The organism is Synechococcus sp. UW179A, assembly GCF_900473965.1.
GTDB lineage: Bacteria > Cyanobacteriota > Cyanobacteriia > PCC-6307 > Cyanobiaceae > Synechococcus_C.
The window spans coordinates 37,667-63,647 of sequence record NZ_UCNJ01000024.1 but is presented as its reverse complement, the minus strand read 5'-3'; the positions used below and the strand labels follow the sequence as shown (position 1 = coordinate 63,647).

At 57.1% G+C, this 25,981-nt stretch carries 15 protein-coding genes; 10 read left to right on the top strand and 5 right to left on the bottom strand.

The window, feature by feature from the left end:
- Positions 1 to 15: 15 nt before the first annotated feature.
- On the bottom strand, positions 16 to 474 hold the full coding sequence (gene ndk, locus DXY31_RS11005; RefSeq protein WP_114993824.1) for a nucleoside-diphosphate kinase: 459 nt from the start codon (positions 472 to 474) through the stop codon (positions 16 to 18).
- Between the two features lie 138 nt (positions 475 to 612).
- Between ndk and speA the strand changes: the two genes are divergently transcribed.
- Genes speA through DXY31_RS10990 form a run of 3 tightly spaced genes read left to right on the top strand, consistent with a single transcriptional unit; the run spans position 613 to position 5,926 of the window.
- Entirely contained in the window at positions 613 to 2,592 is a 1,980-nt protein-coding gene (gene speA / locus DXY31_RS11000) for a biosynthetic arginine decarboxylase (protein WP_244279714.1), read from the top strand.
- A 5-nt stretch (positions 2,593 to 2,597) separates the two neighbouring features.
- A complete protein-coding gene (locus DXY31_RS10995; RefSeq protein WP_114993823.1) occupies positions 2,598 to 4,079 on the top strand; it encodes a mechanosensitive ion channel family protein in 1,482 nt (493 codons plus the stop codon).
- Positions 4,076 to 5,926 carry a CHASE2 domain-containing protein gene (locus DXY31_RS10990; protein ID WP_114993822.1) on the top strand — a complete coding sequence of 617 codons (1,851 nt, stop codon included), beginning with the start codon at positions 4,076 to 4,078 and terminating at the stop codon, positions 5,924 to 5,926. Before DXY31_RS10995 ends, DXY31_RS10990 begins: the two co-directional genes overlap by 4 nt.
- On the opposite strand, the gene DXY31_RS10985 is transcribed toward DXY31_RS10990, so the two are convergent.
- Both DXY31_RS10985 and DXY31_RS10980 read right to left on the bottom strand, forming a co-directional pair.
- Positions 5,907 to 6,560 carry a hypothetical protein gene (locus tag DXY31_RS10985; protein WP_114993821.1) on the bottom strand — a complete coding sequence of 218 codons (654 nt, stop codon included), beginning with the start codon at positions 6,558 to 6,560 and terminating at the stop codon, positions 5,907 to 5,909. The genes DXY31_RS10990 and DXY31_RS10985 overlap by 20 nt on opposite strands.
- 125 nt (positions 6,561 to 6,685) lie before the next feature.
- A complete protein-coding gene (locus DXY31_RS10980) occupies positions 6,686 to 10,831 on the bottom strand; it encodes a CHAT domain-containing protein (RefSeq protein WP_114993820.1) in 4,146 nt (1,381 codons plus the stop codon).
- Between the two features lie 112 nt (positions 10,832 to 10,943).
- On the opposite strand from DXY31_RS10980, the gene DXY31_RS10975 reads away from it, so the two are divergent.
- Complete coding sequence (locus DXY31_RS10975) at positions 10,944 to 12,644, top strand: ShlB/FhaC/HecB family hemolysin secretion/activation protein (protein WP_114993819.1); 1,701 nt, start codon at positions 10,944 to 10,946, stop codon at positions 12,642 to 12,644.
- Positions 12,645 to 12,661: 17 nt separating this feature from the next.
- Here DXY31_RS10975 and DXY31_RS10970 read toward each other — a convergent pair whose 3' ends face one another.
- A complete protein-coding gene (locus DXY31_RS10970; RefSeq protein ID WP_114993818.1) occupies positions 12,662 to 13,342 on the bottom strand; it encodes a Crp/Fnr family transcriptional regulator in 681 nt (226 codons plus the stop codon).
- A 182-nt stretch (positions 13,343 to 13,524) separates the two neighbouring features.
- On the opposite strand from DXY31_RS10970, the gene DXY31_RS10965 reads away from it, so the two are divergent.
- The 4 genes from DXY31_RS10965 (at position 13,525) to DXY31_RS10950 (ending at position 19,628) form a co-directional block, all read left to right on the top strand.
- Positions 13,525 to 14,187, top strand: a complete 663-nt coding sequence (locus tag DXY31_RS10965; protein ID WP_114993920.1) for a Coq4 family protein — start codon at positions 13,525 to 13,527, stop codon at positions 14,185 to 14,187.
- A 65-nt stretch (positions 14,188 to 14,252) separates the two neighbouring features.
- Positions 14,253 to 14,819 carry a cyclic nucleotide-binding domain-containing protein gene (locus tag DXY31_RS10960; RefSeq protein WP_114993817.1) on the top strand — a complete coding sequence of 189 codons (567 nt, stop codon included), beginning with the start codon at positions 14,253 to 14,255 and terminating at the stop codon, positions 14,817 to 14,819.
- Positions 14,820 to 14,865: 46 nt separating this feature from the next.
- Positions 14,866 to 17,580: a hypothetical protein gene (locus tag DXY31_RS10955; protein WP_137024971.1), complete on the top strand. Its 2,715-nt coding sequence runs from the start codon at positions 14,866 to 14,868 to the stop codon at positions 17,578 to 17,580.
- Positions 17,581 to 18,224: 644 nt separating this feature from the next.
- On the top strand, positions 18,225 to 19,628 hold the full coding sequence (locus DXY31_RS10950) for a DUF4114 domain-containing protein (protein ID WP_170953677.1): 1,404 nt from the start codon (positions 18,225 to 18,227) through the stop codon (positions 19,626 to 19,628).
- A gap of 24 nt (positions 19,629 to 19,652) precedes the next feature.
- On the opposite strand, the gene alaS is transcribed toward DXY31_RS10950, so the two are convergent.
- Complete coding sequence (gene alaS / locus DXY31_RS10945) at positions 19,653 to 22,331, bottom strand: alanine--tRNA ligase (protein WP_114993919.1); 2,679 nt, start codon at positions 22,329 to 22,331, stop codon at positions 19,653 to 19,655.
- A 35-nt stretch (positions 22,332 to 22,366) separates the two neighbouring features.
- On the opposite strand from alaS, the gene DXY31_RS10940 reads away from it, so the two are divergent.
- Both DXY31_RS10940 and DXY31_RS10935 read left to right on the top strand, forming a co-directional pair.
- Complete coding sequence (locus DXY31_RS10940; RefSeq protein WP_114993814.1) at positions 22,367 to 22,780, top strand: hypothetical protein; 414 nt, start codon at positions 22,367 to 22,369, stop codon at positions 22,778 to 22,780.
- Positions 22,777 to 25,977, top strand: coding sequence for a DEAD/DEAH box helicase (locus DXY31_RS10935; protein ID WP_114993813.1), 3,201 nt, complete (start codon positions 22,777 to 22,779; stop codon positions 25,975 to 25,977). Before DXY31_RS10940 ends, DXY31_RS10935 begins: the two co-directional genes overlap by 4 nt.
- Positions 25,978 to 25,981: the final 4 nt, after the last annotated feature.

The window sequence follows — 25,981 nt, the reverse complement described above, 5'->3', positions numbered from 1 at the left end:
TCGATGGCTTACCAATCAAGCCTCAACACGCCAACTCTGGTCGGACGGGGACCATTCATTGAGCTCGGAAGGTTGGAACCACAGACCGATTTCAAATTGAGCCGTTTCAGCTGCATCAGAACCGTGAATCACATTTCTGCCGATGTTCACGGCAAGGTCCCCACGGATGGTGCCTGGCTCGGCTTCTAAAGGCTTTGTCGCACCAATGAGCTTGCGAGCACTGGCGATCACGCCATCGCCTTCCCAAACCATGGCCACCACAGGACCTGAAGTGATGAAATCAACCAGGCCGGCAAAGAAGGGACGCTCCTTATGCACTCCGTAGTGCTGCTCAGCCAGATCGCGGCTTGGGGTGATCTGCTTCAAGCCAACCAACTTGAAACCCTTGCTCTCGAAGCGTCCGAGGATTTCACCCACCAGTCCGCGTTGGACACCATCGGGCTTAATGGCGATGAACGTGCGTTCGGTGGCCATGAAGATTCAAAAGCAAGAAGCCTGCCATCTTCTGCGCTCAGCTGCCCCCTTGGCAAGCAAGACAGGCACCTGCCGGTTTCTGCTGCACTGAGGCAGGCTCCTTAGATTTGCTCTATTAATCGTTGCGCTTTCCCACGCATGGTGCTCTCCGACGCCAACCAACCAGGACGTGAGGAGACAGAGGGACGATCAGCGGCGATCACTTCCTGGAATATTCAGGACAGTTCCGAGCTCTATGGACTCGAACGTTGGGGACATCCTTACTTCTCCATCAATCTGCGCGGCCATATGAGCGTGCAACCACGTGGAGAGCGTGGCGGCAGCCTGGATTTGGTGGAGCTGGTGAAAGGCCTGCAAGGCCGCAATCTCAACCTGCCACTACTGATCAGGTTTGATGACATCCTCGAAGACCGGCTGGAAAGCCTGCATGCCGCCTTCGAGCGAGCGATCACTCGATACGACTACAGCGGTCGTTACCAGGGCGTGTTCCCTGTGAAATGCAACCAGCAATGCCATGTTGTGGAGGAGCTGGTGACCTGCGGCAAGCGCTGGCACTTCGGTCTCGAAGCTGGCAGCAAGGCAGAACTGCTTATTGCCCTCTCGCTGATTGACGATCCCGAAGCCTTGCTGATCTGCAATGGCTACAAGGATCAGCGCTACATCGAAACGGCGATCCTGGCCAGGCGCCTTGGCAGGCGGCCAGTGGTCGTGATCGAGCAAGCCGATGAAGTGCAACGGATCATTGACGCTAGCCGGGAACTCGGGGCTGCACCTCTGATCGGGATCCGCGCTCGGCTGTCCAGCCGAAGCACTGGCCGCTGGGGTAGCTCGGTTGGTGATAAGGCCAAATTCGGGTTACCGGTTCCTGAGATCCTCGCCACTGTCGAAGCTCTACGCGAGGCAGGTCTGCTTGCAGAGCTGCGATTACTCCACTTCCATGTCGGCAGCCAAATCAACGACATCGGTGTCGTGAAGGACGCGCTGCAGGAGGCATCACGTATCTATGTGGAGCTGCACAAACTCGGCGCTCCGATGGGATATCTGGATGTGGGAGGAGGACTGGGTATTGATTACGACGGCAGTCGCACAGCAACGGCCGCCTCGACCAATTACTCGCTTCAGAACTACGCCAACGACGTGGTGGCCACAGTCAAGGAAGGCTGTGAACCCCACGGCGTAGCCGTCCCGACTCTGGTGAGCGAGAGCGGCCGGGCCATCGCCAGCCATTTCTCGGTCCTGGTCTTCAACGTTCTCGGAACCGGCGGAGTACCGCACTCCACACCGTCGCGCTCCGAGCAAGAGTCTCTGATAGTGGGCAACCTGCACGACACTTTGGAAGGGATCAAGACACTCCCAAATGACGGCAGTGCAGATGTGTCTCGACTGCAGGAAGCCTGGAATGATGCTCTCAAATTCAAAGACGATGCCTTAGCCGCATTCAGACTCGGCTATCTGAGCCTCACCGAGCGCAGCCAGGCGGAGCAGCTCACCTGGGCCTGTGCCAAAGCTCTGGTGGAAAGGCTCCCTGAAGACGCTGTGCTCCCCGAAGAACTTCAGGCCTTACCGGCTGTCCTTGCTCTCACTTACTACGCGAACCTGTCAATCTTTCGCTCTGCCCCCGACACCTGGGCGATTCAGCAGCTCTTCCCTCTGATGCCAATCCACCGGCTGGGGGAAAAACCGACTGAGCTCGGCCACTTTGCTGATCTCACCTGCGATTCCGATGGGCGCCTCAACCGCTTCATTGCCGATGGGCGCAGCAAGCAACTGCTGGAGCTGCATTCCCTCCATTCGGAAGAGCCCTATCTGATCGGGATGTTTCTGGGCGGGGCCTATCAGGAAGTGATGGGCAACCTGCACAACTTGTTCGGCACCACCGACGCGGTGCACATTCGTCTGGCACCAGGCGGTGCATACCAGGTGGATCACGTGGTTCGTGGCGACACCAACGCTGAGGTGCTGATGGCGATGGAACACAACCCGGAATCTCTGCTGGAACGACTGCGTATCGCCAGTGAGCGGTCCATCCGAGCTAACCAGCTCAAGATCGCCGAAGCACGACGACTCATGGACCATCTGGAGATCAGTTTGCGCCAGAGCACCTACCTGCAGAACTGAGCGCCATGACTCTGACTCTGAGCGTTCTGGTCATCGTGGCACTGCTGACGATCCATCGGATTTGCCAACGCCAGAAGCTCAGCCCGCCTCCCTTGCGACTGCCTTTGATTGCAGCGATCGGCATCCCGCTGCTCAGCAAACTGGCTGAAATCGTCAGCGATGGCGGGGCGACAGTGCTGCAGAACTCACTTGCAGCAGCCATCACCTTGCTGTGGGCTCTGAGCCTGATCCGCATCCTGACCTGGGGAATCCTGCAGATTCCAGCGGAATTGGGCTGGTGGAAACCCACCGCCAAGATCCTGCGGGACCTGCTCACCCTTGCCGTGATCACAGCCGTGGTGATGGTGGTGATTCACAGAGATTTCCGCGTCAATCTCGTCGGACTGGCAGCAACTTCAGCCGTTGTCACCGCCGTCATCGGTCTTGCCGCTCAAGAGACGCTCAAGAATCTATTCGCGGGAATCTCCCTACAAGTTGACTCACCGTTTGAAGAGGGTGACTGGATTGATCTGGGCACTACAACCGGAATTGTCACCTCCCTCCGTTTGATGACGACCCGAGTGCGTGGACTAGACGGCTCAATCACCGTGGTTCCGAACAGCCGTATTGCTGTGGAAGGTCTGCGCCGTTTCAAGCCTGAAGAACCCGTGGGTCAGATGATCGAGCTCGGATTGGATTACAGCTTGCCTCCACGCCAAGCCATTGAGCTGCTGCAACACACTCTTCACGACAACCGCAAGGTGCTGCGTCACCCCACTCCCAAGGTGTGGGTGTCATCCTTCGCCGACAGTTCTATCACCTACAGCCTGCTCACCTGGCAAACCACCGCACTGGAATTACGCCAGTTGAGAAGCTCTGTGCTTGAGCAGATCTGGTATGCACTCCACCGCATTGATCAGTCGATTCCCTACCCAATCCGAGACGTTCGCACCAAGCCCAGCCCAGCCAAGTTGCCATCCAACGACATTACGTCGGAGCACAAGCAAAACCTCCTGTCCTCAACTGAGATCTTTGGTCACCTCAATCACCATCAGCTTGAAATGCTGGCGGCTCTAGCAGGCTGCGAGACCTTTGCGCCTGGTGAATCGGTCGTCAGGCAGGGAGAGCATGGAGACAGTCTGTTTCTCGTAGTCCGCGGAACACTGGAAGTGTTTCAAGCGAACGCCAATAGCTCCACAAGACACCCAGGTCGGCACGTCGCCGATCTTCAGGCAAGTGATGCCTTCGGAGAGATGGCGCTCTGCACAGGTGAAGCACGTTCAGCGAGTGTGATTTGCAAGAGCGAATGCGTCTTGATCGAGATCGAGCGAAAACACCTTCTGCCACTGATCGAAGAACAACCGGAGATTCTTGAAACCATGGGCTCGATCATGGCCGCACGACGGCAGCAACTCCAAGCGAACAAGCAGCAACGTGCTGAGTCCAGACGTCGGGCATTGATCGCTCGCATGCAAAGACTGTTCAGTCTTTCCAGTCAGGAGCAATGAACTGGCCACGCCCGATTCGCCAGGTCGTTCCCTATGCCTTAGCTATTGGGCTGTTGGTTGGCCTTCAGCATTCGCCCTTGGTCGAGACTGCCAACCTGCTCGTCTATGACCTGGCCATCAACCTGCGCAACCGAGCCAATGATGGTCAAGCCAAAGACCTGAACTGGCCAATCACTGTGGTAGGGATTAACGAAGCCGACATCAAGCTCTACGGCTGGCCCCTCGACGACACCCTTCTCTGCAGAGCTCTGAAACAGCTCGACGCCCTTGGAGCCAGCGTCATCGGCCTTGACCTGTATCGCGATCAGGCCAAGCCCTGTCTTCAGGACGAGATTCAGCGCAATCCGCGCCTGATCTCGATTCGCAATGAAGTCGATGGCATCACAGCAATCCCTGGAGCACCAGCCAGGCAACAGGCCTTCAATGACCTGGTCATGGATGCTGACCGGGTTGTGAGACGTGATCTCATTCACGTGGGCGGTCAGGAGGAGGCTCTTCGATCACTGCCACTGCGACTGCTGGAAACAGCCAGCCAAACCAGAGACCTGGACAGACAGCTCGAACAACTCAACGAGCACCATTGGCTAAAAGAGCAATCCGGCGGTTATCAGGGGGTCGATGCAGCTGGCTATCAGGCCATGCTTCCTGTTTATCCACCAGGACGCTATCCCTCTCTGGATTTAACCACTCTGCTGAATGGCGAGGTGCCTCGGGAAAAGATCAACGGTCGAGTGGTGCTGGTCGGCAGCGTGGCTCCTTCCCTTCGTGATCTGTTTGAAATCCCCCACAGCCGCTTCGTCAGCAGCTCTGAGTTTTTTGCAGTTCCTGGGGTCGAGCTGCATGCTCAGCGCCTGGAAGCTCTTCAGCGACTACTCCAGAGCCGTACACCGGAAATCGTCACCATTCAGGGCTGGCAGCGATCGCTGCTTGTTTTAGCGATGGTGCTGCTGGGTGTGCTGATCGCCGAACGGCCCGCGAGAATCCGCCGCAGCTTGATGTTGCTCACAGCCGCGGTCATCCTCCTGATTGGAACAGTGTTTGGGCTGACGCTGAGCGGCATCTGGATCGGGCTGACCATGCCCCTCTCCGGACTTGTGCTGATCAGCGGTAGCGGCATCCTGAGGCGCGGGGTGCAGAGCCAACGTCACCAGCAAGACATGCGGCGCCTGCTTGGCCAGACCAGCTCTCCCGCTGTTGCCCAACAACTCTGGGATCAACGCGAAGATCTGATCAAAGACGGGCGTTTCACGGGTAGGGAGCAGCAGGTCACGGTGCTGTTCAGCGACACCTGCAGCTTCACGAGTGTGAGCGAACAGCTGACCCCTTCTGAGTTGATGCAATGGCTGAACCGTGGCATGTGCATCGGCGTCGATGCAGTCACAAGTCGCGGCGGAATCGTCAACAAATTCACCGGTGACGGCATGCTTGCCGTCTTCGGCGCACCTGTCTCCAAGGGGCCAACCATGGATGCATGCCATGCAGTCACAGCTGCTTTGGCAATTCAGGAACAGATTTCAAAACTGAATGAAGATCTGGCCAAAGAAGGTCAGCCAGCGTTGCGCATGCGGATCGGGATCCATTCCGGACCCGTTCTCACTGGATCTCTCGGCAGCAGCAATCGATTGGAATACGCCGTGATTGGCGACACCGTGAACTGCGCGTCTCGACTGGAAGGCCTGGAGAAGGATCGTCATGAAGGCATGGTGAGGATCCTGGTATCGGGTGAAACCCAGTGCCTGCTCGAGGCCTTGCCAGCTCATGTGACCAGCACATCTTGGGGAACGGTCCTGATCAAAGGACGTTTAGAACCGCTGGATGTGATCGAACTCAGAAGCACTGAACCGTGACCTGCTCCGGCCAAGAGTCATTGATGACGTCATCATCGAACTGAAAAATCGCCTTTAAATGCGCTAGGGGCGTCAAGGTGCCGCAAGCAGCTTTAAGGGAAGCCAACTCCATCTCCACACGCTGGTTCTGAGCCTCTGGGCTGCCATCCGGAAGCAAAAGACTACGGGCCGGTGGAGCTGATGATGTAATGAAGCCGAATTCATCGGCTCCGCCATCGGCACCACATCGGTAAGACGACTCCCAGAGCATGGGCCCAGACGCAGCAGGAATGCTGAACAGCACCACGCGATTCACCGCAGCAGGAATCTGCTTCTGCATCAGCGGGCTGGCACCAGGGTCAGCGATCCCCTCCGCTGACGCCGATTGCAGTGTGACCTCTAAGGGTTGAGGATCCGCAGAGGGGCCCTCCAGTAATGCAATTAGCTTTCCTGCCCCTGGGCTGAATGCATTGGTAGCGGGCACCAGATGCACAACAGGGCGCGCCGCGCACTCGCCCCTTGTGCCCCCGCCAACCCTGCGGCCAGGAAAAGAATTGCGGGGAGCCGCCTCGAGGACAGGGCTGGACAACACACTCAGCAGCAATGCACTCAGCAGCGATGAGCAGACAGCAGAGAAGAATTGAAAACGGACCATTGAACGGCGTGCTGCGGCACGGAGGTGCTGACTGCTCCAGATTGACGCTTACCTAAGGACAAGGGGGTTGTGGCCGATCACAGATTGCTGTGATCTCAATCACAGCAATCCCTGAAAGTCAGCCGTCACCAGGGTGAACCGATCAGCTCAATGCCGGACCAGAAGAAGGGGTTCTGCACCCCAGCGGAGATCCGGCGACGCTGCCCAGGAGTGAGATCCGTGAGCAGGGGAACCTCATCAGGGCCGATCACTTGATCACCCTCGAGGCGAATCAGGCCGGTGACAAACAATTGACGGGTGCGTTGCAGAGCTTCCGCCTTGGGCAGGCCCTGATCGAGCAAGCGATAGAACTGCACAAAGAATGCCGAAGTCACCACATCATCGACATACCAGAGCGTACCCACCGCACTGCGGGCCCCAGCCTGCAACGCCAACCCGGCAAAACCGAGTTCACTCTCTTGATCGCCGAGAAGTGTGCGGCAGGCGCTGAGCACCACCAGATCCAAGGGGGTCTCGCCCCGCTTGCGGCGCAACTGGGCAAATTGGGACATCGACATCGGCCCAGTGCCGGTGTGCAACACCGATTGGGCTGGCCCCCCGGGTCGAAAGTCGGCATGGGTCGCCACATGCACGCGGGAATAGCGCTGGTCGGCAGCTCTATTGAGCAGGGCCTGAGGTGAAAACTCCTGGTTGAGATAACGATCGGCACCGATTGAGGCATCCAGCTGCTCGAGCTCCTGGGGCACGAGCGGTAGGGGTGCCAACCCATCAAATTCAGAAGCTCCAAGGGCGAGCTGGCCTGTAGACGTCGACTGGGCTGGAGTCAGCGGCGTGAGGGCCAGAGATGGCGTAAGTCCGAAGGCGTAGTTCAGACCGAAGAACGAGGTTCCATCGTTGAGTGCTGCGAAGGGGACAGCCTGTAAGCCCTGATCAGCAGCAATCAGCAGCGTCTTGATGCCCTGGCCCTGAAGCGCATCCTGGATCGGTGCCACCAGCAAGGCATGCAGCTGACGCGTCGGCGAGGCTGGATCATCAACAGCCAAGGACTCCTGCCGTGACAGCTGGCGATACAAGGCCTTGAGCAAGCCGGCGAAGCGTTCGCGATCCACCGTTAAGCGCCGAGCCTGAACTGGGGCTTTCGAACTGATTAGGGTCAGATCAAGAAAACTGTCCCGGGCGCTGTCAGACGGAGTCGAGGTGAAGCGGACCTGAAGCACTGCAGGACTGGTGACGAAGCCTTGACGCTCGACCTGATCCAGCACGCCCTGCAAATCCTCAACAGTGGGTGTGGAGGGGAGGGCGCTCTGAAGAGCTTGGCCCAAACCAAGCAAAGACGCCGTGCGGCTTGCGGCGGCCTGGTCAGACTGTTGCAACTGCGCGACCGCCTGTTCGGGAGCCATGGTCTGGGTGCTCTGAGCCATCACCGTGGTCAGAGGCACGACTGCTGTTGCTGTGGTCGAGGAATCGCTTCCAAGGCCAAGATCAACCTGCAGACCAGCATCAAGGCTTTGCGGCTGGGCCGCGATCAGATCTGCCTGGCCGCTGACGGAGGTCTGCGAATCAGAATCAACAGTGGACCGTTGCTCAGCAGGAAGAAAGACAGGAACATCGGCCACCGCATTCTGCAACTCATCAGAGACGATGCCCGCATCGGACTCAGGCTGCTCATTGGTCGACTCCGATTCCGGGTTGGGGTCCGGTTCCGGTTCAGGACTGGGGTCTGGTTCCGGTTCAGGGGTGGGCGCGGGTTCCGGTTCAGGACTCGGCTCCGGTTCCGATTCAGGACTGGGTTCCGGTTCCGGTTCAGGCGTGGGGTCAACACCTCCTCCTCCGCCACCACTGCGGCCGCCGCCACCGGCACAGAGACTCGAGGAACCCGTACCGCTGCAAGTGGCTGTGGTCGGCGATGCAGACAACACGTCAAGGGAGCCGCCCTTCACGAGGGTGGCACCGGTGTAGCTGATCGCCGCCGAAGCGGGAAAGCGGAGCGTCCCATCTCCCGCCTTGGTGAATGTCCCTGTCCCGCTGATGGGGGCATCCCAGACCAGCGTGGAGCTCGTCCCAACGCTGATGCCACCACCACCAGCGCCTAATTCAAGGCTGGTGCCAGTCACCGTTTCGGTCTTGTCACGGCGCAGGAACGCACCGTTGTCCAGGAAAAGTGATGAGCCTGGCGGAATCACCGCTGGTGCTCCAGCCGGCTGATCCATCCAGAGCGTCCCGCCTGCGGTGGACTCCAGCCGCTCCACCATCAGGTCGTCCTTGAAACGAACAACACCTGATCCGGTCTGGCGGAAGTCGCCGTAGTAGGGCCTAGGGGTGGGCTGACCGTCCTTGAGGTTGAACTTGCCCTCCACAACAAGGTCACCAGCACCCGCTAGCGTGAGATCGGAGTTGTAGGCCGACGTCGCGTCAACAACGGAGACAGCATCGCCAGTACTGGGATCGAGCGTGAGGGTGTCCTGTCGTGCATCCACAAAGGCGCTGCTTGCCAGACTCAGGGAGCCGGTGACTGTGTTGTCCCCGGACCAGTTCGTCAGCGTGCCTCCCCTGAGCTCGATGTTCTCCGCGAGGCTGATGCCCCCAGCCAGTTGAAGGGTGGCGCCGGGCTGAACCGTGGTGGATGAGGCGGTACCCGCTGCACCCAATGCATTGGCACCGTTCACGCGCAGAGTGCCCTGTTGCACATCTGTGGGGCCCGACCAGGTGCTGCTGTTACCCGACAGGATCAGCCCGCCGTTACCGGTTTTGGCGAGCGGACCTGAGCCGGTGAGCGTTGCGGCCAGCGCAGGGGAGGTGGAGTCTGAACTGCCGACGTTGGTATCCCCGGTCGAAATGTTTAACGGTCCCTTGAGGTCCAGGGTGACCCCAGATGCAGCCTCCACGAAGCCCACACCAGCCTGGAGAGACAGTCCACCGGAACCCGTGGTGATGTTGGAATTGAGCTGGATATATCCAGCGGCATCAAGGGTGAGCTTTCCTGAGCTGTCTGAGTAATTCAGTGGCGCATCTGATTCCCAGGTGATGTTTCCTCCCTCGGAAGGATCCGCTGATCCGGTGAGAATCCGCACATCTGTTGTGGTGCCGAGTGCCGTTTTGATGTCAGCAACATCCACCCGTGAAGCGGACGCACTGGATTCAAACAACCGTCCTCCACCTGAAGGATCGGTTTGTTCAGTGATCGTTCCAGTAGAATTGCCAATCGTGATGTTGTAGGGATCAAGCAACCATTCACCTGTCGATCCCTTGATCGCCGAGACATCTATGACTTCAGGTTGAGCACGCAAATAGGAACCTGATGTTTCAACCCGCCCGCCAGCTCCACTGACCGAACCACCGCGCGCTAGCAACGAGCCCTCCGCGACCGTTCCTCCGGAGGGATTGCCGAGATCACTCCAGATCACGACTGTGCCTCCATCCCCTGAACCGGTAGAGGAAGCATCCACCAGAGAGCCACGCTGCATCCAGGTTTGAGTTGCCTGGCGCACAGCGGGATCGCTGTTCTGCCAACTGCCACCGACCTGGACAACCCCTCCGTTCCCGGAGCCAGTCGCCAGCAATTCAGCTCCCTCTCCAACGCGAATCAGATCAGCAGCAAGCGTGAGCGTGCCGCCATCTCCAGCGGGGTTACTGACCGAAAGACGACTCTGATCAACATCAATGCGACCGCCAGGAGCGTCCACGAGCAGAGCCTCATCGACATCAATGGAGATTCCCTCCATGCGGATCCAGGGCCGTTTGTCTCCCAATTCCCCTGGCAGCAAGCCCAGAGCTCCAGGCAAAGGATCAGCGTTCAAAGCTGCGATGGCGTGGTGCGGCGTATTGAACACATCAAACACACCACCGGCAAAGCGCAGTTGCGCTGCCGTACTCAGCGTCAGTTGAGGGATCTGCTGAAAAGAGGCACCCGGCATCACCTGAATCCCCCCTGGAGAGAGCAGGAACAGATGCGATGGAGAGGTCAGTGAAACGTTCTTGTTGATGAAGCTGCCGTCCGGAGCTGTGACTCCCAGAACCAGATTGCGAACGCCATCACTATTGATCGACACACCCTGAATCGCACCGCGGGTATCGAATTCACTGAGCCGATGAAAGCGATTGCTGCCACTGTCGATTCCACCATCGATCCGGCAGAGACCACTGTTGCAGCGACCGTTCGCTGAACCATTAACCAGAGTCCCCAGTCCATCCGCTGAACGACTTGCGACATCCGCCTGAACAGGAGAAACAACGATCAGCGCAACGAGTGGACACAGCACCAGACCTCGCATGACGTGCTGCCTCCAGGGAAAACTTGCAACAAATTTGGTGCCTGTTGACGAGGTTAGGCCAATTTTGTTCGTTCAACTTTAAAGTTCGCCTGATCTCACAGTTGCCAGATCAATGCTGCTTCTGCTGGCGCAACTGGTGTCTCCTCCCCTTCAACCGGGCCCCGCTCGCGTGCCCGACCCGGCACCGGTTCAGCAACTTGAGCCGGAATCTCCCCAGACCCAACCGGACGTCGACGACCGACAGCTGGCTCCCAACAACGATTCATTCACTGAACCAGGAGCCTCGCCGTCCAAACCAGCTTCAGAAGACGACGGTGATTTCTCTTTTGAAATCAAAGGCACAACGCCTTACAGCCCATCAGAACTTCAGAAGCTGTTGCGCCGTTGCCTAGCCGACAACAGTGCAGAAACACGCCTGAAACGCTGCGCTGAAACCCTCAGCGGACAACTGCAGCAGGACGGCTATGTGAATTCGCGGGTCTTCATCGATGAAGAGCCCGCACCGGCCCATCTCACAGTCGTAATGGGCCGGCTGGTCGAGCTACACATCAACAGTGACGATCAGCAATTGCAGCAGAAGGTGCGCAAGCGCCTCTCAAACCTCCTAGGCCAGACCCTTCACCTGCCGAGTCTTCAACAACAGCTGCAACGACTCAAGCAGCAGTCTGTCGTCGGCAGCGTCTCAGGAAGCCTTGGGAAACTGGGAAGTGATCCGACTCAAGCCGTACTCACTCTCACGGTCACCCCTGCAAGCCATCCCTGGAGAGGTGATCTGAGTGTTCGCAACGACGGCAATGCCGGCAGCGGTGAATGGCGAGCGCTCACTGTGCTGCAGAAACCAAAAGCTCTGATCGACGACGACTTCCTTCAGATCTACGGCGAACTCAATGCTGATGGTGATCCAGAGCTGGGAGCATCGCTTGGCTCCATCAGTTACACACTGCCCTTGGGGGAATCGGTGAACATCACCGGATCCTTTGGCGCCAGTCGTCGCAATCTGGTTGAAGCCCGAGGTCCGGCCCATGGCCTCAGCTTCCGTCAGTACCAGGGGCTGGCGCAGCTGCAATGGACCCTCAAAGATTCAGATCGTCAGCTCTGGTTCGCACAGGCTGGCCTGAGCGCCAACCGCAGCGACAGCTATCTGGATGGTCGCTCGGTTCCGCTGATCATCGGTGGCGGCCCGGACGGGCAGCTGAACACCGGCTACCTCCGACTTGCTATCGGACATGCGGGAAGCAACGACAACCTCGGATGGTCGGGGCAGATGTACTGGCTGCAAGGACTTGCAGGCTTCAGCAGCGCAGAGCAACTGAAGGATCTGGCTTACTACGGCATCAACCCCGACCAATCGCGAGCCCTGGGTGGCATCACCTCCCTGGGTTGGCGCATGGCGCCCAACCTTCAACTCAATTGGCGTGCGGCCGGTCAAGTGGCGTTCAACGAACTCACCAACGACATGGGTTTCTCACTGGGAAGCGATGTGGGGCTGAGAGGGCTGCCAGGAACCCTGATCAGCGGAGACACTGGCTGGTTGAGCAGCGCTGAATTGAACTGGTCCTTCTGGCAAAACCAAAACAACACTCTCCAACTGGTGCCTTTCTTCGGCATGGGCGGGATTCAAACCAACCGCGACTCCTTGAGCTTCAACGACACGATTGGCACTGGCGGAATCCTGCTGCGCTGGTTGCATGGACGCCATTGGTCAATCTCACTGGGCTGGACGGACCAATTCAACGACGACGACAACATCGAGCTCTGGAACGACTGGCTGCTCGGCAGCGGTGTCTACGGCAAGCTGCGATATCGGTTCTGAGCGCTCAGCAAGGCTGTTTAAGACAGCAGACCACGCTTCTCCAAAGGCTTGAGATCAGCCAGAGACAAACGCCCGTTATCCTCAATCACCGTGCCGCGTGTCCGCAACTTGCTCAGTGTGCGCGAGGCAGTTTCCCTGGCAAGACCTGCAATCAAGGCAATTTCCAGCTGGGCGAGAGGTGGTATCTGAGCCTGGAGATCGTCATCGGCCGAGCTCTTGCGGGCCAAATAAGCAAGGGCACCGAGAAGCCTGGTCGTCGCATCCGCAGTCTGAAGTGCAAAACGGCGATTAAGGTCACGCAAGCGGTTCGCCTCCAGCTGGGCGAGGGCGAGCGCAAAGCCAGCCTGTTGATTCAACAGTGCCGCAAAGGGTGGAATGCGCAGCTTCACCAGACGCAGATTGGTCAGAGCAACCACATCAGCAGACCGGGTGTCTCCATCGAAAACCGCCATCTCGCCAAAGACATCACCCGCTCCTAACAGCGACATCACGACCTCATCACCATCGGAGGTGTAAGTGCGCACTTTGGCCAGACCATCGCACAGCAAAAACAGGGACTCTCCCCAGTCCTGCTCCATCACAATGATTTGATCGGCTTCATGAACCAGCTCACGCTGTCGGTCAAGAATCTTGTCAAGCAGCTCATCGTCAAGACTCTCGAAAAGAGCGATAGCCCGCAGATCGTCGCGACTGATCATCGGCAGCGAGGTCAAATTGAACTTGAGTCTCGATCCAAGGCAGCATGATCGCCATGGAAAAGACTCTGAATCCATAGCACGTCAGAGGTCTGGATTAACGAACGCGGTGGATATCCACCCAATCTTCAGACCATGACTGAACACTGCAAAGGCCGCAAACTATGCGGACCTGCCCAGCATCAATGCAAATCAAACTCGGAGAACGACTGCAAAGCCTGAAGCTGCTAGCCAGCTTGGCAGCCTTCCTCAAAAATCCAGGCTCTTTGGACAGCGTCCTTGCCATCGGAGCCAACGTGAAAGACAGTCCGATGGCCGAGCAGATGGCCCGCCATCTAATGGAGAATCCCGACTTCGCTCAATTAGTCAAGGATGGTTGGCGTCCGCAACCGATCGACTTATCGGCACTACAGACCCTTCCGGATGGCACACTCGGACGTTGTTACGCCGATCAACTGGTCAGCCTGGGCATCACTCCTGACACGCTTCTCGACCCTTCACCCATCAACAATGAGCGTGATTACATCACGCACCGCCTTAAGGAGACCCACGACATCGCTCATGTGTTGACCGGATTTGGAATCGATGGCGTCAGTGAACTAGGTCTTCAGGGATTCAATCTCGCCCAGAACCGATCCCCTCTGGCGGTGATGCTGATCTTCGGAGGAATGCTCACGGCACTGCAGAAGGATGAACCTCTGGCGCCGATGCTGCGCGCACTGGCGAAAGGCTTCCAGATGGGACTGGATGCCGAGCTTGTGATCGCGCGCAAACTGGAAGAGGGCTGGGATCGTCCCCTTAACGAGTGGCGAAACGAACTGAAGCTTCCCAGTGCCATCACTGGCTGATCCTTCCATCCCCGCGGGCATTGTACTGCGAATGGATGTATCAATGAGACAACAGCCGTGGAGCCATGTGGGGAGATGAACCTCAGCTACAGGCCTTCAGAGAACGACTGAAGCTCCTATTGGTCGCGCACCAACAGGAGCTCAACCCTGAGAAGCTGACGGCCGTCGAAGGAGACGTCTTATTTCATCAAGGCGAATCCGTGGAGAGATTGATGTTGCTGACTCAGGGGCGTATCGCGGTTGATGTCCACCACGGCGATCAGGTCCACACTCTGGCCGAAGTGGAAGCCGTGGAGTTACTTGGCGAAGTTGGATTCTTCGCCAATGGCAAGCACTACGCCGACTTCCGCGTTGTGGGGGGACCCGCAGAACTTCTGGCTATTCAAGGCCAGGCTCTGCTGCAGGCCATGTTGTTTGACACTGATCTTGTTGTAGAGATGCTTTCTCTGGTCAGTGAGCGCTGCCGTCGCGGCAATCAGGTCATCGCCATGCTGCTGAACGGGATCGAAGCTGTACACGACGATGCACAAGAGCACCTTGAACAGGCCACGACAGAGTTAGGAGGCGTGCACTTCTGCATTGCCAGGGCTAGTCGACAACTGCAGCGCATACATCAACAACTTCAGAGCTGACAGAGTGACCAAATCGGCCTAGATGAGGCTTAGTCAAAACAAACCGATGACGTCGATCACCCCGAACGTTTGGCATCCTGTAAGACTGGATGTCACTCGTGACGGCTACCAAGGGCGTCTTGGAGTTTCGTACAAAACAGGGCAAACACTGGCAGCCGGCGCCACCAATGGCTTAGCCGTACTGCCAGACCCACAAAGCGGGAACACTCTGATTTACGCCGGAAGTGTGAACGGTGGCGTGTATGTCCGCGAAGTTGACCTCAGCGGCAATCCCCTGGAATCGAACACCACCTGGCGATGGGTTTCGGTGCCAGGCAGCGGCTACGAAGGCTCGCAATCCGTTGGCCACCTCGCGATCTCGGCTGATGGCCGTTACATCGCCGTTGGACGCGGCAACAACTCCAACTACGCCGGCATCAATACGCCTGGCGTAGGTCTACAGGTGGGTGAAATCCTGCCAGACGGGGATATCCGCTGGATCCCAATGGATGCGGACTTGCTGAACAAACTTGATCAGGAACTGGTGAGTGGTTTGGAGTGGAGCGGCCACAACCTGATCACAAGCTTCAAGAGCAAAGCAATCAGTGGGGAAGGTCCTTTTAACACCAGTCTGAGCGTTAACTCGACACAGCTCAAGAATGCTGATCTCCGGCAAGAACAGACCAATATCAATCATCAATCAGAGGGTACGAGTGATTACCGTTTAGATGCCATTAGCTGGAATGGTGATGTGCTACTAATGCGCAGTCGATCTAGGTTATTCGGGCCAGACGAAGCAGTCAGCGAAGGGCCGAACCTTCAATTGCAGCTCAGCCTTGATGGCATTCAGTGGCACGATCTCCAGGGCAGCGAAACACTACGTGACGAGCTTTTAGACAACAAAGCTCCAAAAGAAAACTACGAGCTTCAACGCCTAGCCATCCACCCCGAGCTCGTGGATGGCAAACTGATCGCATTCCTTGGTTCGTCCAAATCAGGAAAGATTAGCCGTATTGACCGCTTGGAAATCAACCCAGAAAACTTTACATTAATCAGACATCAGCATGAAGAGTTTAATGGGAGAGAAATTGGCAACAATCAAGCATCAGAAAATTTTTCATTAACATCAGATCCCCGAAATGCAGATGGAACGAGTGTCGTTTCAGGTGGAAATCATTTTGCGCTATCAAGTTTTGCAGCATCCTTAAATTATGCAGGCGGCCTCCTACAAATCGACTTTGGCAACCAATCTAATCAACAAGAATGGACGCCACTTTACGGACCATATATCGAAGGATTCAAAGACGATGCTGCCGAAGCTGACTTCATCGAATCCAAAGGTCAGCCACATGCTGACAGCCGGACGGTGGTTTTTACGGAACAAGATGGTAAGCATTTCGCGATCCAGACCGATGACGGAGGAATCTGGGCACTGCAGATGCCCACAGCGGATCAATCACAAACCGATCCGGACTTTTGGTGGCGAAGCCTGGCAGCCCCGGGGTTGAATACTTTCGAGGTCATGATGACCGACTGGGATCCTGTAAGCAACACAGTCACATCATCTTTCCAAGACAATGCTGCATCTTTTGGGCAATTTGGGGACAAGACTTTCACAAATTACTGGATGGGAGACGGAGAAGTTGCGATCGTTCGGAAAAATCCGACCACAGGCCTTCAAGACATCTATCTCTCATCTCAAAACTACTACCAAGCAGGGTATATTGCAAAATTTAGCCTGAACAAGTCCGGAGATATTGTTAAATATAACGATACAATATTTCAACTTGAGTCCGAAAAAAATAATCAGCAAAACACAAGCTGGGTAGCTCAGTCTGGAGAAAACAAAGATTTAGGCTTTATCCTTCCATTTGAGGCCAACCCATACAATCCTGACAGCATCGTGATGGCAGGCGGAAATAATATCTATGAAACAAGTGAAGTAGGAACTAATACATTAACGTTTAAAAAACTATTACCAGACCTTGCCCTTAACGAGACACAGCTGATTTACTCCACTGCAATTGATAACCAAGGAGCACCCGGCGAGCATCAGAACGCTAGCCTCTATATAGCCTCCATAATCTTTGACTCTGAGATAGGACAATTTATAACCCCGATGCAAATTCTCAGTAGATCGACAGAGGGCAATGCGTCCGAAAAAGGCCTACAAGAGTTTTACGCTGCTGACGGAAAAACCGTAATCACCGATATTGCTCATAAGCCAGCTTCCAGACCTGACTCAAATGACACTGTGTACTGGATAGAAGGCGGAACTTCCACTCGCTTTAACAAGATCACCTCTAACCAGAAACAGTCTTTACGGTGGAAAACTGGAACACGCGGAGAAGTTAACAGCTTAAGCCTTAGCGATTTAGGACTTGAAGTATCGGAATACGACCAATACGGGCTGCAGTCTGTTGTATTCGTTCCAGGAAACGAGCAACGCCCAGACCAATTGGTGCTCGGAGGCCTGTATGGACACTGGATTGCCCCATTAGATCCTGCAAACGGACAACCCGGAGCCTTTTCACCAATGCCATGGCAGTTGGATGAAAACCAGCAAAGCAACAACAACGTTGCCAGCCCAGGAGCACAAACGTCCATGACTAAATACATTCCTGATGACGACCTACTAATCACAGGAACCTTCGGAAAAGGAAGCTGGATTTACAGTTTTTATGGTGACCTCGGGAACACACCTCAACCCATTCAACCCATTACCACCAGTGAAGTAGGACTAAGCCTTATCAATGTTTTTTTGATAAAAGGGGAAATTTAAAGTCAGATTCTCTGGTCTTACAAGTTGATCACAATCAGGCCGAAAATCCGAATGATGAAATCAATCTCAGGCTCACCCTGCACGATGTCGATCAATGGCGCCGATATCTTAAGCGGGTCAGCGAATACGAAGCAGAAATAATTCAACAGAAAGATGATGACGGCAACCTCGATCCCGAGGAGTCGCTACTGTCTCAAGACGCTTTTACGCGTTTTAATAATCTTTCTCCTGCATCTTGGGAGCTGCAGCAAAGAACAAATTTACTATCTGGAATTTATCAAGAGATATTAGAGGAATCCAAGAATGGTGATCTCACCATTCCCCTGGAGCTTCCAAAGGATGTTTCTCAACAGATCCTGACACTCACAGCCAATGACTATTTTAATCTACAACCAGATAACAGCCTTCAATACAGCCTAAAAAATGCTGATGGATCTGAGATCAGCACAAACACCATTAATCTCAATGGTGGCTCTGGAAATTGGCCTGAGATAGACATCAATCAACTCCTCAATGACAATCGCAAGCTTGCCAACAAGCTCAGCGAAAATAGTGATTACACCTTAATCGGTACCAACAAAAAAACAAACCCGCTCACTGTGCACGGTGCACAATTTCTCGAAAATACAACAGCCGGAATATTGGTGCGCACAAGCGACTCAGATGTATCCGGCATGCCCAGCCGTGGCATGCAAATGGATCTCAGATTGCAGAACAGTGCCTTGCCAAGCATCGGCATCGGCTTCGACCTCGATGTACTGCGCGATCAACCCGCACCAGGGGGCCCACAAGAGATCCTGACGATTCTCGACGAAGACCAGCTCGATTCCTGGCAGTGGTACGACCTCAATTACGACCCCCTGAGTCGAGAAGGAGCACGGCTCTACGACCTCGATGGTGATGGACATGCCGACTGGGTCTATCTCGCCATGAACGACAACCAGGCCACCGATGCAAACCCAGCATCCGGCAGCATCCGTCTGGAGCAGGGCATCGCTGCAGACATGACCAAGATCTTTGCAGGAATGGGCCTCGGTGACATCGATCTAACCCCAATATTTAGTGCCGGCGAGAATCAGGCCGTGCAGCTCACGACCAGAGCTCGCCGCGATGGGGTTCTGCAAAACACGGACATCCCCCTGCAATTAAACGCTTCACTCGAAGGCCACGCGAACAACGTCAACAGCTTCGGAATGGTGATCTTCGACGATAGTGAGCCGACCGATCTTGCATCCCTCAATGACCTCGCTGAGCTGCAACAACGCTCCCAGATCCTGTTCTCCAATCTCCTACAGGGGGATCTAACCCTATTGAAAGACGATGATTTCAGGCAACAGCTCTCACTGGTCGACTACCAGCAAGTGCGTTTCTTCGAAGTCGAGGGAGCTGATCTCAGCGAATTGAAAGATCTGGATGACCCACGCCTGAATTTTCTTGAGCCGAAGCTCTTGGATGACAGCAAAGCAAGAATTCAATCCAGCAGTGGACTCATCGTCGACCTGGAGCTCAGCCACAGCACTGGTGACCTGGATGCATTGATCGGGCAACAGCAAACCATCGCTCCCCTGCTTGATTTCACTGGCTTGAACAGAGACATGCTCGTTGATACATCAATTGAAGTGAGCAGGGAGGCTGCTTTTTCCTCACAGGTGAGCTTCTATCGAGTGCTCGACACAAACGGTGCCGTTCTTGATCCGCTCAGCGGCCAGATCCTGCAACCAGGAGATGACGGCTACCAAGCTGCCGCTCTCCATGAGGCAAATACCGTGAAAGCGCTCGAAGATCTCACGACTGAGAATGGCATCACCAGCACAAGCGAAGCCGTTGTTCAGGAACAATCACTGCTCGCACCGGTCTTACGACTAACAAGTAATCAGCTTGCGGAAGTGATTGACTATTTTGCATTTGCGGATGCCAATCCCAACGGCACCAATCACATTCGGATGCTGGGCAGCAATCTGATCGGCTTCGAAGGACTGGATAACAACAACCCAGACTTCAATGATCTAATCGTGAGGCTGAATTTCAGCCTTTACGATCAGGCCTGACAAGAGGCCGCTCAGAACAGAAACTCAGCCCAGAGCAGCACTGAGCTGCTTGCGAGCCTCATTCAGGGCTCCATCCAAAGCGGCTCCATCCCTGCCACCGGCCTGAGCCAGATTCGGACGGCCACCACCACCGCCGCCGCAGCGCTTGGCAATCGCGCCGATGAACTTGCCCGCCTGCAGTCCGTTGGCGATCACGGCTTTGCCGAAGGCTGCCACCAGAATCACCTTGCCCTGATCGGCAGGATCCGGCAGACCACCAATGACCACTGCTGCCTCCTCACCCAGTTGATCGCTCAGGTTCTGAGCAGCGCCTTGAAGACCGTTGCCATCCACACCGTCAAGACGCTCAATCAGCAGCTGAAATTCACCGACCGCAACCGCCTTGGAGGCCAGAGCCGCTGATTTGGCAACCGCCAACTCCGCCTGAACAGATTGCAGAGCTTTACTCGTGGTCTTCAGCTCATCCTGGAGTGCACTCACGCGCTCCACAATCTCGCCGGGCTGCGCCTTGAAGCGCTCTCCTAGCTGCTTCACTACAGCATCGCGTTCGTTGAGGTAAGCGAGCACCGCTGGGCCCGCCACAGCCTCAATGCGTCGAATGCCAGCTGCCACTCCGCTTTCACTCACAATCTTGAACAAACCAATTTCAGCGGTATTGGCCACATGGGTGCCACCGCAAAGTTCCATCGAAACACCAGGCACGTCGACGACACGCACCACATCGGCATACTTCTCACCAAACATGGCCACAGCGCCAGCTGCTTTCGCCTTATCAATCGCCATTTCCTGAACCTGAAGCTCATGGGCATCAGCGATCCAGCTGTTGATCAGAACCTCAATGCGCTCAAGTTCATCAGAGCTCACAGCCCGCGGGCAATGGAAGTCGAAACGCAAGCGATCGAAGTTCACCAGCGATCCGGCCTGACCGATGCCTGAATCCACCACCTGCTTCAACGCCGATTGCAACAGATGCGTAGCGGTGTGATTGGCCTGGGCACGGCGACGGCAGGTCCGATCCACACGACCCTGCACCACATCGCCGACCGCCAGTATTCCCCGCTCAACCCGACCGCTATGCACGAAAACGCTGCGGTTTCGGCTCACGGATTCCACGCTGACAATCAGGCCATCGCCGTCATGACCTTCACCCGCCAGCATGCCGCGATCCCCCACCTGGCCGCCCCCCTCGCCATAAAAGGGAGTGGAATCAAGCACCACCTGCACGCAATCACCGGCAACGGCTTGTTGCGCGGGGTCTCCATTCACCACAAGAGCCTGCACACTGCTGCTCTGCTCCAGCTGCTCGTAACCACGAAAATCGGTTCCATCGATCCCTGAAGCCACCTCATCAATGGCGTCCTGGAGTGTGAGGTCAATACTCACGGCAGCAGCTTTGGCACGCTGACGCTGTTGCTCCATCGCCACTTCAAATCCGGCCAGATCGACGGTCAGACCATGCTCTTCGGCAATTTCCTGCGTGAGCTCCAGCGGAAATCCATAGGTGTCATACAGCTCGAAGGCTTGGGCACCACTGATCTGCTTCGGCTGGGCTGCCAGCACATCCGCCAGCAGTTTCTCGCCTCTTTCCAGGGTCTCTAGGAACCGTTCTTCCTCGCGTTGCAGTTCCGCCAGGATCACCTCCTTGCGCTCCAACAACTGAGGATGAACCGCCTGCATCAGCTCAATGGCGGCTTCACCCATGGTCTGCAGAAACGGCTTGTCGATGCCCAGCAGACGTCCATGCCGAACCACCCGACGCAACAACCGGCGCAAGATATATCCGCGGCCAAGATTGCTTGCCGTGACGCCATCGCTAATTAACTGCGTCACGGCGCGGCTGTGATCGCCAATCACCTTGAGCGACGTTTGACGCTTGTCATCCAGCTTGTGATAGTCGACACCAGCCAGATCAGCAGCCGCTTCAATCAGTGGAAAAATCAGATCGGTTTCATAGTTGTTGGGAACCTTCTGCAGAATCTGAGCCATGCGCTCCAGACCCATCCCCGTGTCGATGTTGCGATTCGCCAGCGGAGTGAGTTTGCCCTCCGCATCACGATTCGACTGCATGAACACCAGGTTGTAAAACTCGATGAAGCGGTCGTCGTCTTCAAGATCGATTCCTTCATCGCCGAGTTCGGGCTTGAAGTCGTAATAAATCTCCGAGCAAGGACCACAGGGTCCTGTTGGGCCTGAGGCCCAGAAGTTGTCGGCTTCATCCATGCGGATGATGCGCTTCGGATTGATGCCGACAACATCACGCCAGATCTGCTCGGCTTCATCGTCTTCCCTGAAGACGCTGACCACCAGATTCTTAGGATCCAAACCGTAGACGACCGTGCTCAGCTCCCAGGCCCACTCAATCGCCTGCTGCTTGAAATAATCCCCGAAGGAGAAGTTGCCCAGCATCTCGAAAAAGGTGTGGTGCCGCGCAGTGCGACCCACGTTCTCGATGTCGTTGGTACGAATGCACTTCTGACTGCTGGTCGCACAGGGGGCAGGCCGTTGCTGCTGACCGAGAAAGATCGGCTTGAACGGCAACATTCCTGCGATCGTGAGCAGAACCGTGGGGTCCTCAGGCACGAGTGAGGCACTGGCCATCCGTCTATGACCACGCTGCTCATAAAACGCGAGGAACGCTTCGCGAATCTCCGCACCGGTGCGGGGTCCAGCTGCCTCGTTTCGCGACGATCGTGCAACAGCCATGGCGGGTTCGGGCTTGAACAGCAGGTCCTCCAGCCATGATCGCCTTTGAGCTGCCACCGACGTTGGCCGATAGCACCGCCGAGCAGAGTCGCGCAGCGTTGAGACTGCGCTCCCTGATCTGGGCCCTTGTCGCAGGGCTAGCGGCGGGGCTGCTCAGCCTGCCCTTCGGTGTGGATCAGGCGGTGCGATCCACAGGATGCGGACTGTTTTACGGACTACTGGCCTTCCACCTTGAGCGTGTGGATCCGGAGGACTCCCACCTGCAGGCTGGGCTGGTGGGAGCCGTCTGCGGAATACGCAGTTTGGGAATGTGCCTGCCACCCCCTTGGGCAGATGCTGATTCCCTGGCATCATTAATGCAGGATCTCGTTATGGGGTGGTTGCCGTTGATCGGCTGCTCGCTCCTGCTTCACGGAACCCAACGCATGTTGTCTGCGTCGCGGCCATGAGCCTGCTGCACGCCACCTGGCTTCCGGCCATTCGTACCCCCAGCAGCTCCGGTCGAGCTGCTCTGCTCGTATGGGCCGACACCTGGCGTGTGGCCGAACCGATGGGACCGGGTGCCACCCCCGCGATTCATCCCTTCACCCTCAGCACCGAGGATCTGCGCGCCTGGCTCACGGAACGCGACCTGCTGCCGGGCGGAATCATCGACGCAACGGCCTGCCTCACGCTGCCCAGTCGCAGCGTTAAGCCGAAACGCAAGCGCTCAACGACGGCAGAAGCATCCTCCGAGGACGACCCCCCGTGGTGCGGTCTGCCGCTGCAGGCCGGTGAACCGATTCCGAAGACCACCGAATGGTGGCCCTGGCAAGTGCAGGGCCTGGCCATCGAACCGATGGCTGCCACCGAGTGGCTAGCCAAGCTGCCGCTTTCAGGTCGTCATCCGGATCTGGCCGATGAGCTGCGCTGGTGGAGCCACATGCAGCGCTGGGCCCTGAGTCTGGTGGCACGAGGCCGCTGGCTACCCCAGGTGGAGCTGAGCAAAGGCGAGGGCTACCCCCACAGAGCCCGCTGGGTGCCACTGCTGAATCGGGAGGAAGACCGGCGCCGGCTGGAGGATCTAGCGGCGGGACTGCCCCTAGTTGCCACCTGTGCCCTGCCCTGGCGCGAACCGACCGGGCGACGCAGCAACCGCATGACCAGGCTCCGACCGGAAGCGATGCGAGCCGCCAATCCCGTGGCCTGTTGTCGACCCCGCAGCGGTCGGCTGCGCGTGGCCACCCTGCTGGAAGACCTGCTGGATGCGCAGCTGCGCAAAGGCTTCAGCACTGATCAAGAAGGCTTAGACCCACTGCTCTGCGCCTGGGAAGAGGCTCTCAGCTCTGAGACCGGCGTGATCAACCTCAATGATGAGGATGCCGAGCGTCTAGCCACCGCAAGCCACCACTGGCGAGAGGGCGTGGCCGGCAATGTTGCTGCGGCACGGGCCTGCCTCGAACTGGCTACTCCGTCTGAGGGCGAGGAACTATGGCCCCTGCGCTTCTTCCTGCAGGCGGAGTCGGACCCCACACTGAAGCTGCCGGCCAGTACCGCGTGGGCTGCAGGCCCCAAGGGTCTTCAGCTGGGAGAGATTCCCGTGGAGCATCCCAGTGAAGTGCTGCTGGAAGGCATGGGCCGAGCCTTGACGGTGTTCGCACCGATCGAGCGGGGCCTCGAAAGCGCCACACCGGAAGCGATGCAGCTGACCCCTGCCGAAGCCTTCGTGCTGGTGCGCACGGCCGCACGCCAACTTCGCGATGTGGGTGTGGGCGTCGATCTGCCGCCGAGCCTTTCCGGCGGGCTGGCCAGCCGACTAGGACTGGCGATCAAAGCTGAACTGCCCGAGCGGTCCCGCGGCTTCACTCTGGGAGAGAGCCTCGACTGGAGCTGGGAGCTGATGATCGGTGGCGTCACGCTCACCCTGCGCGAACTGGAACGCCTGAGTGGTAAACGCAGCCCGCTGGTGCGTCACAAGGGAGCCTGGATTGAACTGCGCCCCAATGACCTTAAGAACGCTGAACGCTTCTGCAGCGCCAATCCTGAGCTCAGTCTGGACGACGCCCTGAGACTGACCGCAACCGAGGGCGACACGCTGATGCGCCTTCCCGTGCACGCCTTCGATGCCGGCCCCCGGCTTCAGGGGGTCCTTGAGCAGTACCACCAGCAGAAATCGCCGGATCCACTGCCGGCACCTGAAGGATTCTGCGGACAACTGCGGCCTTATCAGGAGCGTGGGCTGGGCTGGCTCGCTTTCCTGCATCGTTTCGACCAGGGAGCCTGCCTAGCTGATGACATGGGCCTGGGCAAAACGATCCAGCTGCTGGCCTTCCTACAACACCTCAAGGTGGAACAGGAACTGAAGAAGCCCGTACTGCTAGTGGCCCCCACATCGGTGCTGACCAACTGGAAACGGGAGGCCGCAGCCTTCACCCCTGAGCTCAACGTGCATGAGCACTACGGCCCCAAACGGCCCACGACTCTGGCTGCTCTCAAAAAGGCTTTAAAGGATGTTGACCTCGTGCTCACCAGTTACGGACTGGTGCAGCGGGATATCGAGCTGCTGGAAAGCTTCGACTGGCAGGGAACGGTGATCGATGAAGCTCAGGCCATCAAGAACCCCTCGGCCAAGCAGAGCCAGGCCACACGCGATCTGGCCCGCACCCACAAGGGCACCCGCTTTCGCATCGCCCTCACCGGCACGCCGGTGGAGAACAGGGTGAGTGAGTTGTGGGCCCTGATGGATTTCCTCAATCCCAGGGTTCTGGGCGAGGAGGAATTCTTCCGCCAGCGCTATCGCATGCCGATTGAACGCTACGGCGACATGTCGTCTCTAAGAGACCTCAAGTCGCGGGTGGGACCCTTCATCCTCAGGCGCTTGAAGACCGACAAGGCGATCATCTCTGATCTGCCGGAGAAGGTGGAGCTGAGCGAATGGGTCGGGCTGAGCAAGGAACAGAAATCGCTCTATGCCAAAACCGTCGAGGACACCCTCGATGCCATTGCCCGTGCTCCGCGGGGCAAACGTCATGGCCAGGTGCTGGGACTGCTGACCCGCCTGAAACAGATCTGCAACCATCCCGCCCTTGCGCTGAAGGAGAAAGACGCAAGCGAGGATTTCTTGCAACGTTCAGCGAAGCTGCAACGGCTCGAAGAAATCCTCGAAGAAGTGGTCGAGGCCGGCGACCGCGCTCTGCTATTCACCCAGTTCGCGGAATGGGGAACGTTGCTGAGGGAGTATCTGCAACGCCGCTGGCGCAGCGAGGTGCCCTTCCTCAGCGGCAGCACCAGCAAGACAGAGCGGCAGGCCATGGTCGATCGTTTTCAGGAAGATCCCCGCGGCCCCCAACTGTTCCTGCTCTCACTCAAGGCCGGTGGCGTGGGCCTTAATCTCACCCGAGCCAGCCATGTGTTCCACATCGACCGATGGTGGAACCCAGCCGTGGAGAACCAAGCCACAGACAGGGCTTATCGCATCGGACAGACCAACCGCGTGATGGTGCACAAGTTCATCACAAGCGGCTCGGTGGAAGAAAAGATTGACCGGATGATCCGCGAGAAGTCCAGACTGGCGGAAGACATCGTGGGCTCCGGCGAGGAATGGCTCGGAGGACTCGAAATGGGCCAGCTCAAGGAGCTGGTGAGCCTAGAAGACAATCCCTCCTGACGCG

Excerpts from the sequence above, each read along its gene's own strand:
- ndk (WP_114993824.1), bottom strand. The coding sequence starts at position 474 with ATGGCCACCGAACGCACGTTCATCGCCATTAAGCCCGATGGTGTCCAA.
- speA (WP_244279714.1), top strand. The coding sequence starts at position 613 with ATGGTGCTCTCCGACGCCAACCAACCAGGACGTGAGGAGACAGAGGGA.
- DXY31_RS10995 (WP_114993823.1), top strand. The coding sequence starts at position 2,598 with ATGACTCTGACTCTGAGCGTTCTGGTCATCGTGGCACTGCTGACGATC.
- DXY31_RS10990 (WP_114993822.1), top strand. The coding sequence starts at position 4,076 with ATGAACTGGCCACGCCCGATTCGCCAGGTCGTTCCCTATGCCTTAGCT.
- DXY31_RS10985 (WP_114993821.1), bottom strand. The coding sequence starts at position 6,560 with ATGGTCCGTTTTCAATTCTTCTCTGCTGTCTGCTCATCGCTGCTGAGT.
- DXY31_RS10980 (WP_114993820.1), bottom strand. The coding sequence starts at position 10,831 with ATGCGAGGTCTGGTGCTGTGTCCACTCGTTGCGCTGATCGTTGTTTCT.
- DXY31_RS10975 (WP_114993819.1), top strand. The coding sequence starts at position 10,944 with ATGCTGCTTCTGCTGGCGCAACTGGTGTCTCCTCCCCTTCAACCGGGC.
- DXY31_RS10970 (WP_114993818.1), bottom strand. The coding sequence starts at position 13,342 with ATGATCAGTCGCGACGATCTGCGGGCTATCGCTCTTTTCGAGAGTCTT.
- DXY31_RS10965 (WP_114993920.1), top strand. The coding sequence starts at position 13,525 with ATGCAAATCAAACTCGGAGAACGACTGCAAAGCCTGAAGCTGCTAGCC.
- DXY31_RS10960 (WP_114993817.1), top strand. The coding sequence starts at position 14,253 with ATGTGGGGAGATGAACCTCAGCTACAGGCCTTCAGAGAACGACTGAAG.
- DXY31_RS10955 (WP_137024971.1), top strand. The coding sequence starts at position 14,866 with ATGACGTCGATCACCCCGAACGTTTGGCATCCTGTAAGACTGGATGTC.
- alaS (WP_114993919.1), bottom strand. The coding sequence starts at position 22,331 with ATGGCTGTTGCACGATCGTCGCGAAACGAGGCAGCTGGACCCCGCACC.
- DXY31_RS10940 (WP_114993814.1), top strand. The coding sequence starts at position 22,367 with ATGATCGCCTTTGAGCTGCCACCGACGTTGGCCGATAGCACCGCCGAG.
- DXY31_RS10935 (WP_114993813.1), top strand. The coding sequence starts at position 22,777 with ATGAGCCTGCTGCACGCCACCTGGCTTCCGGCCATTCGTACCCCCAGC.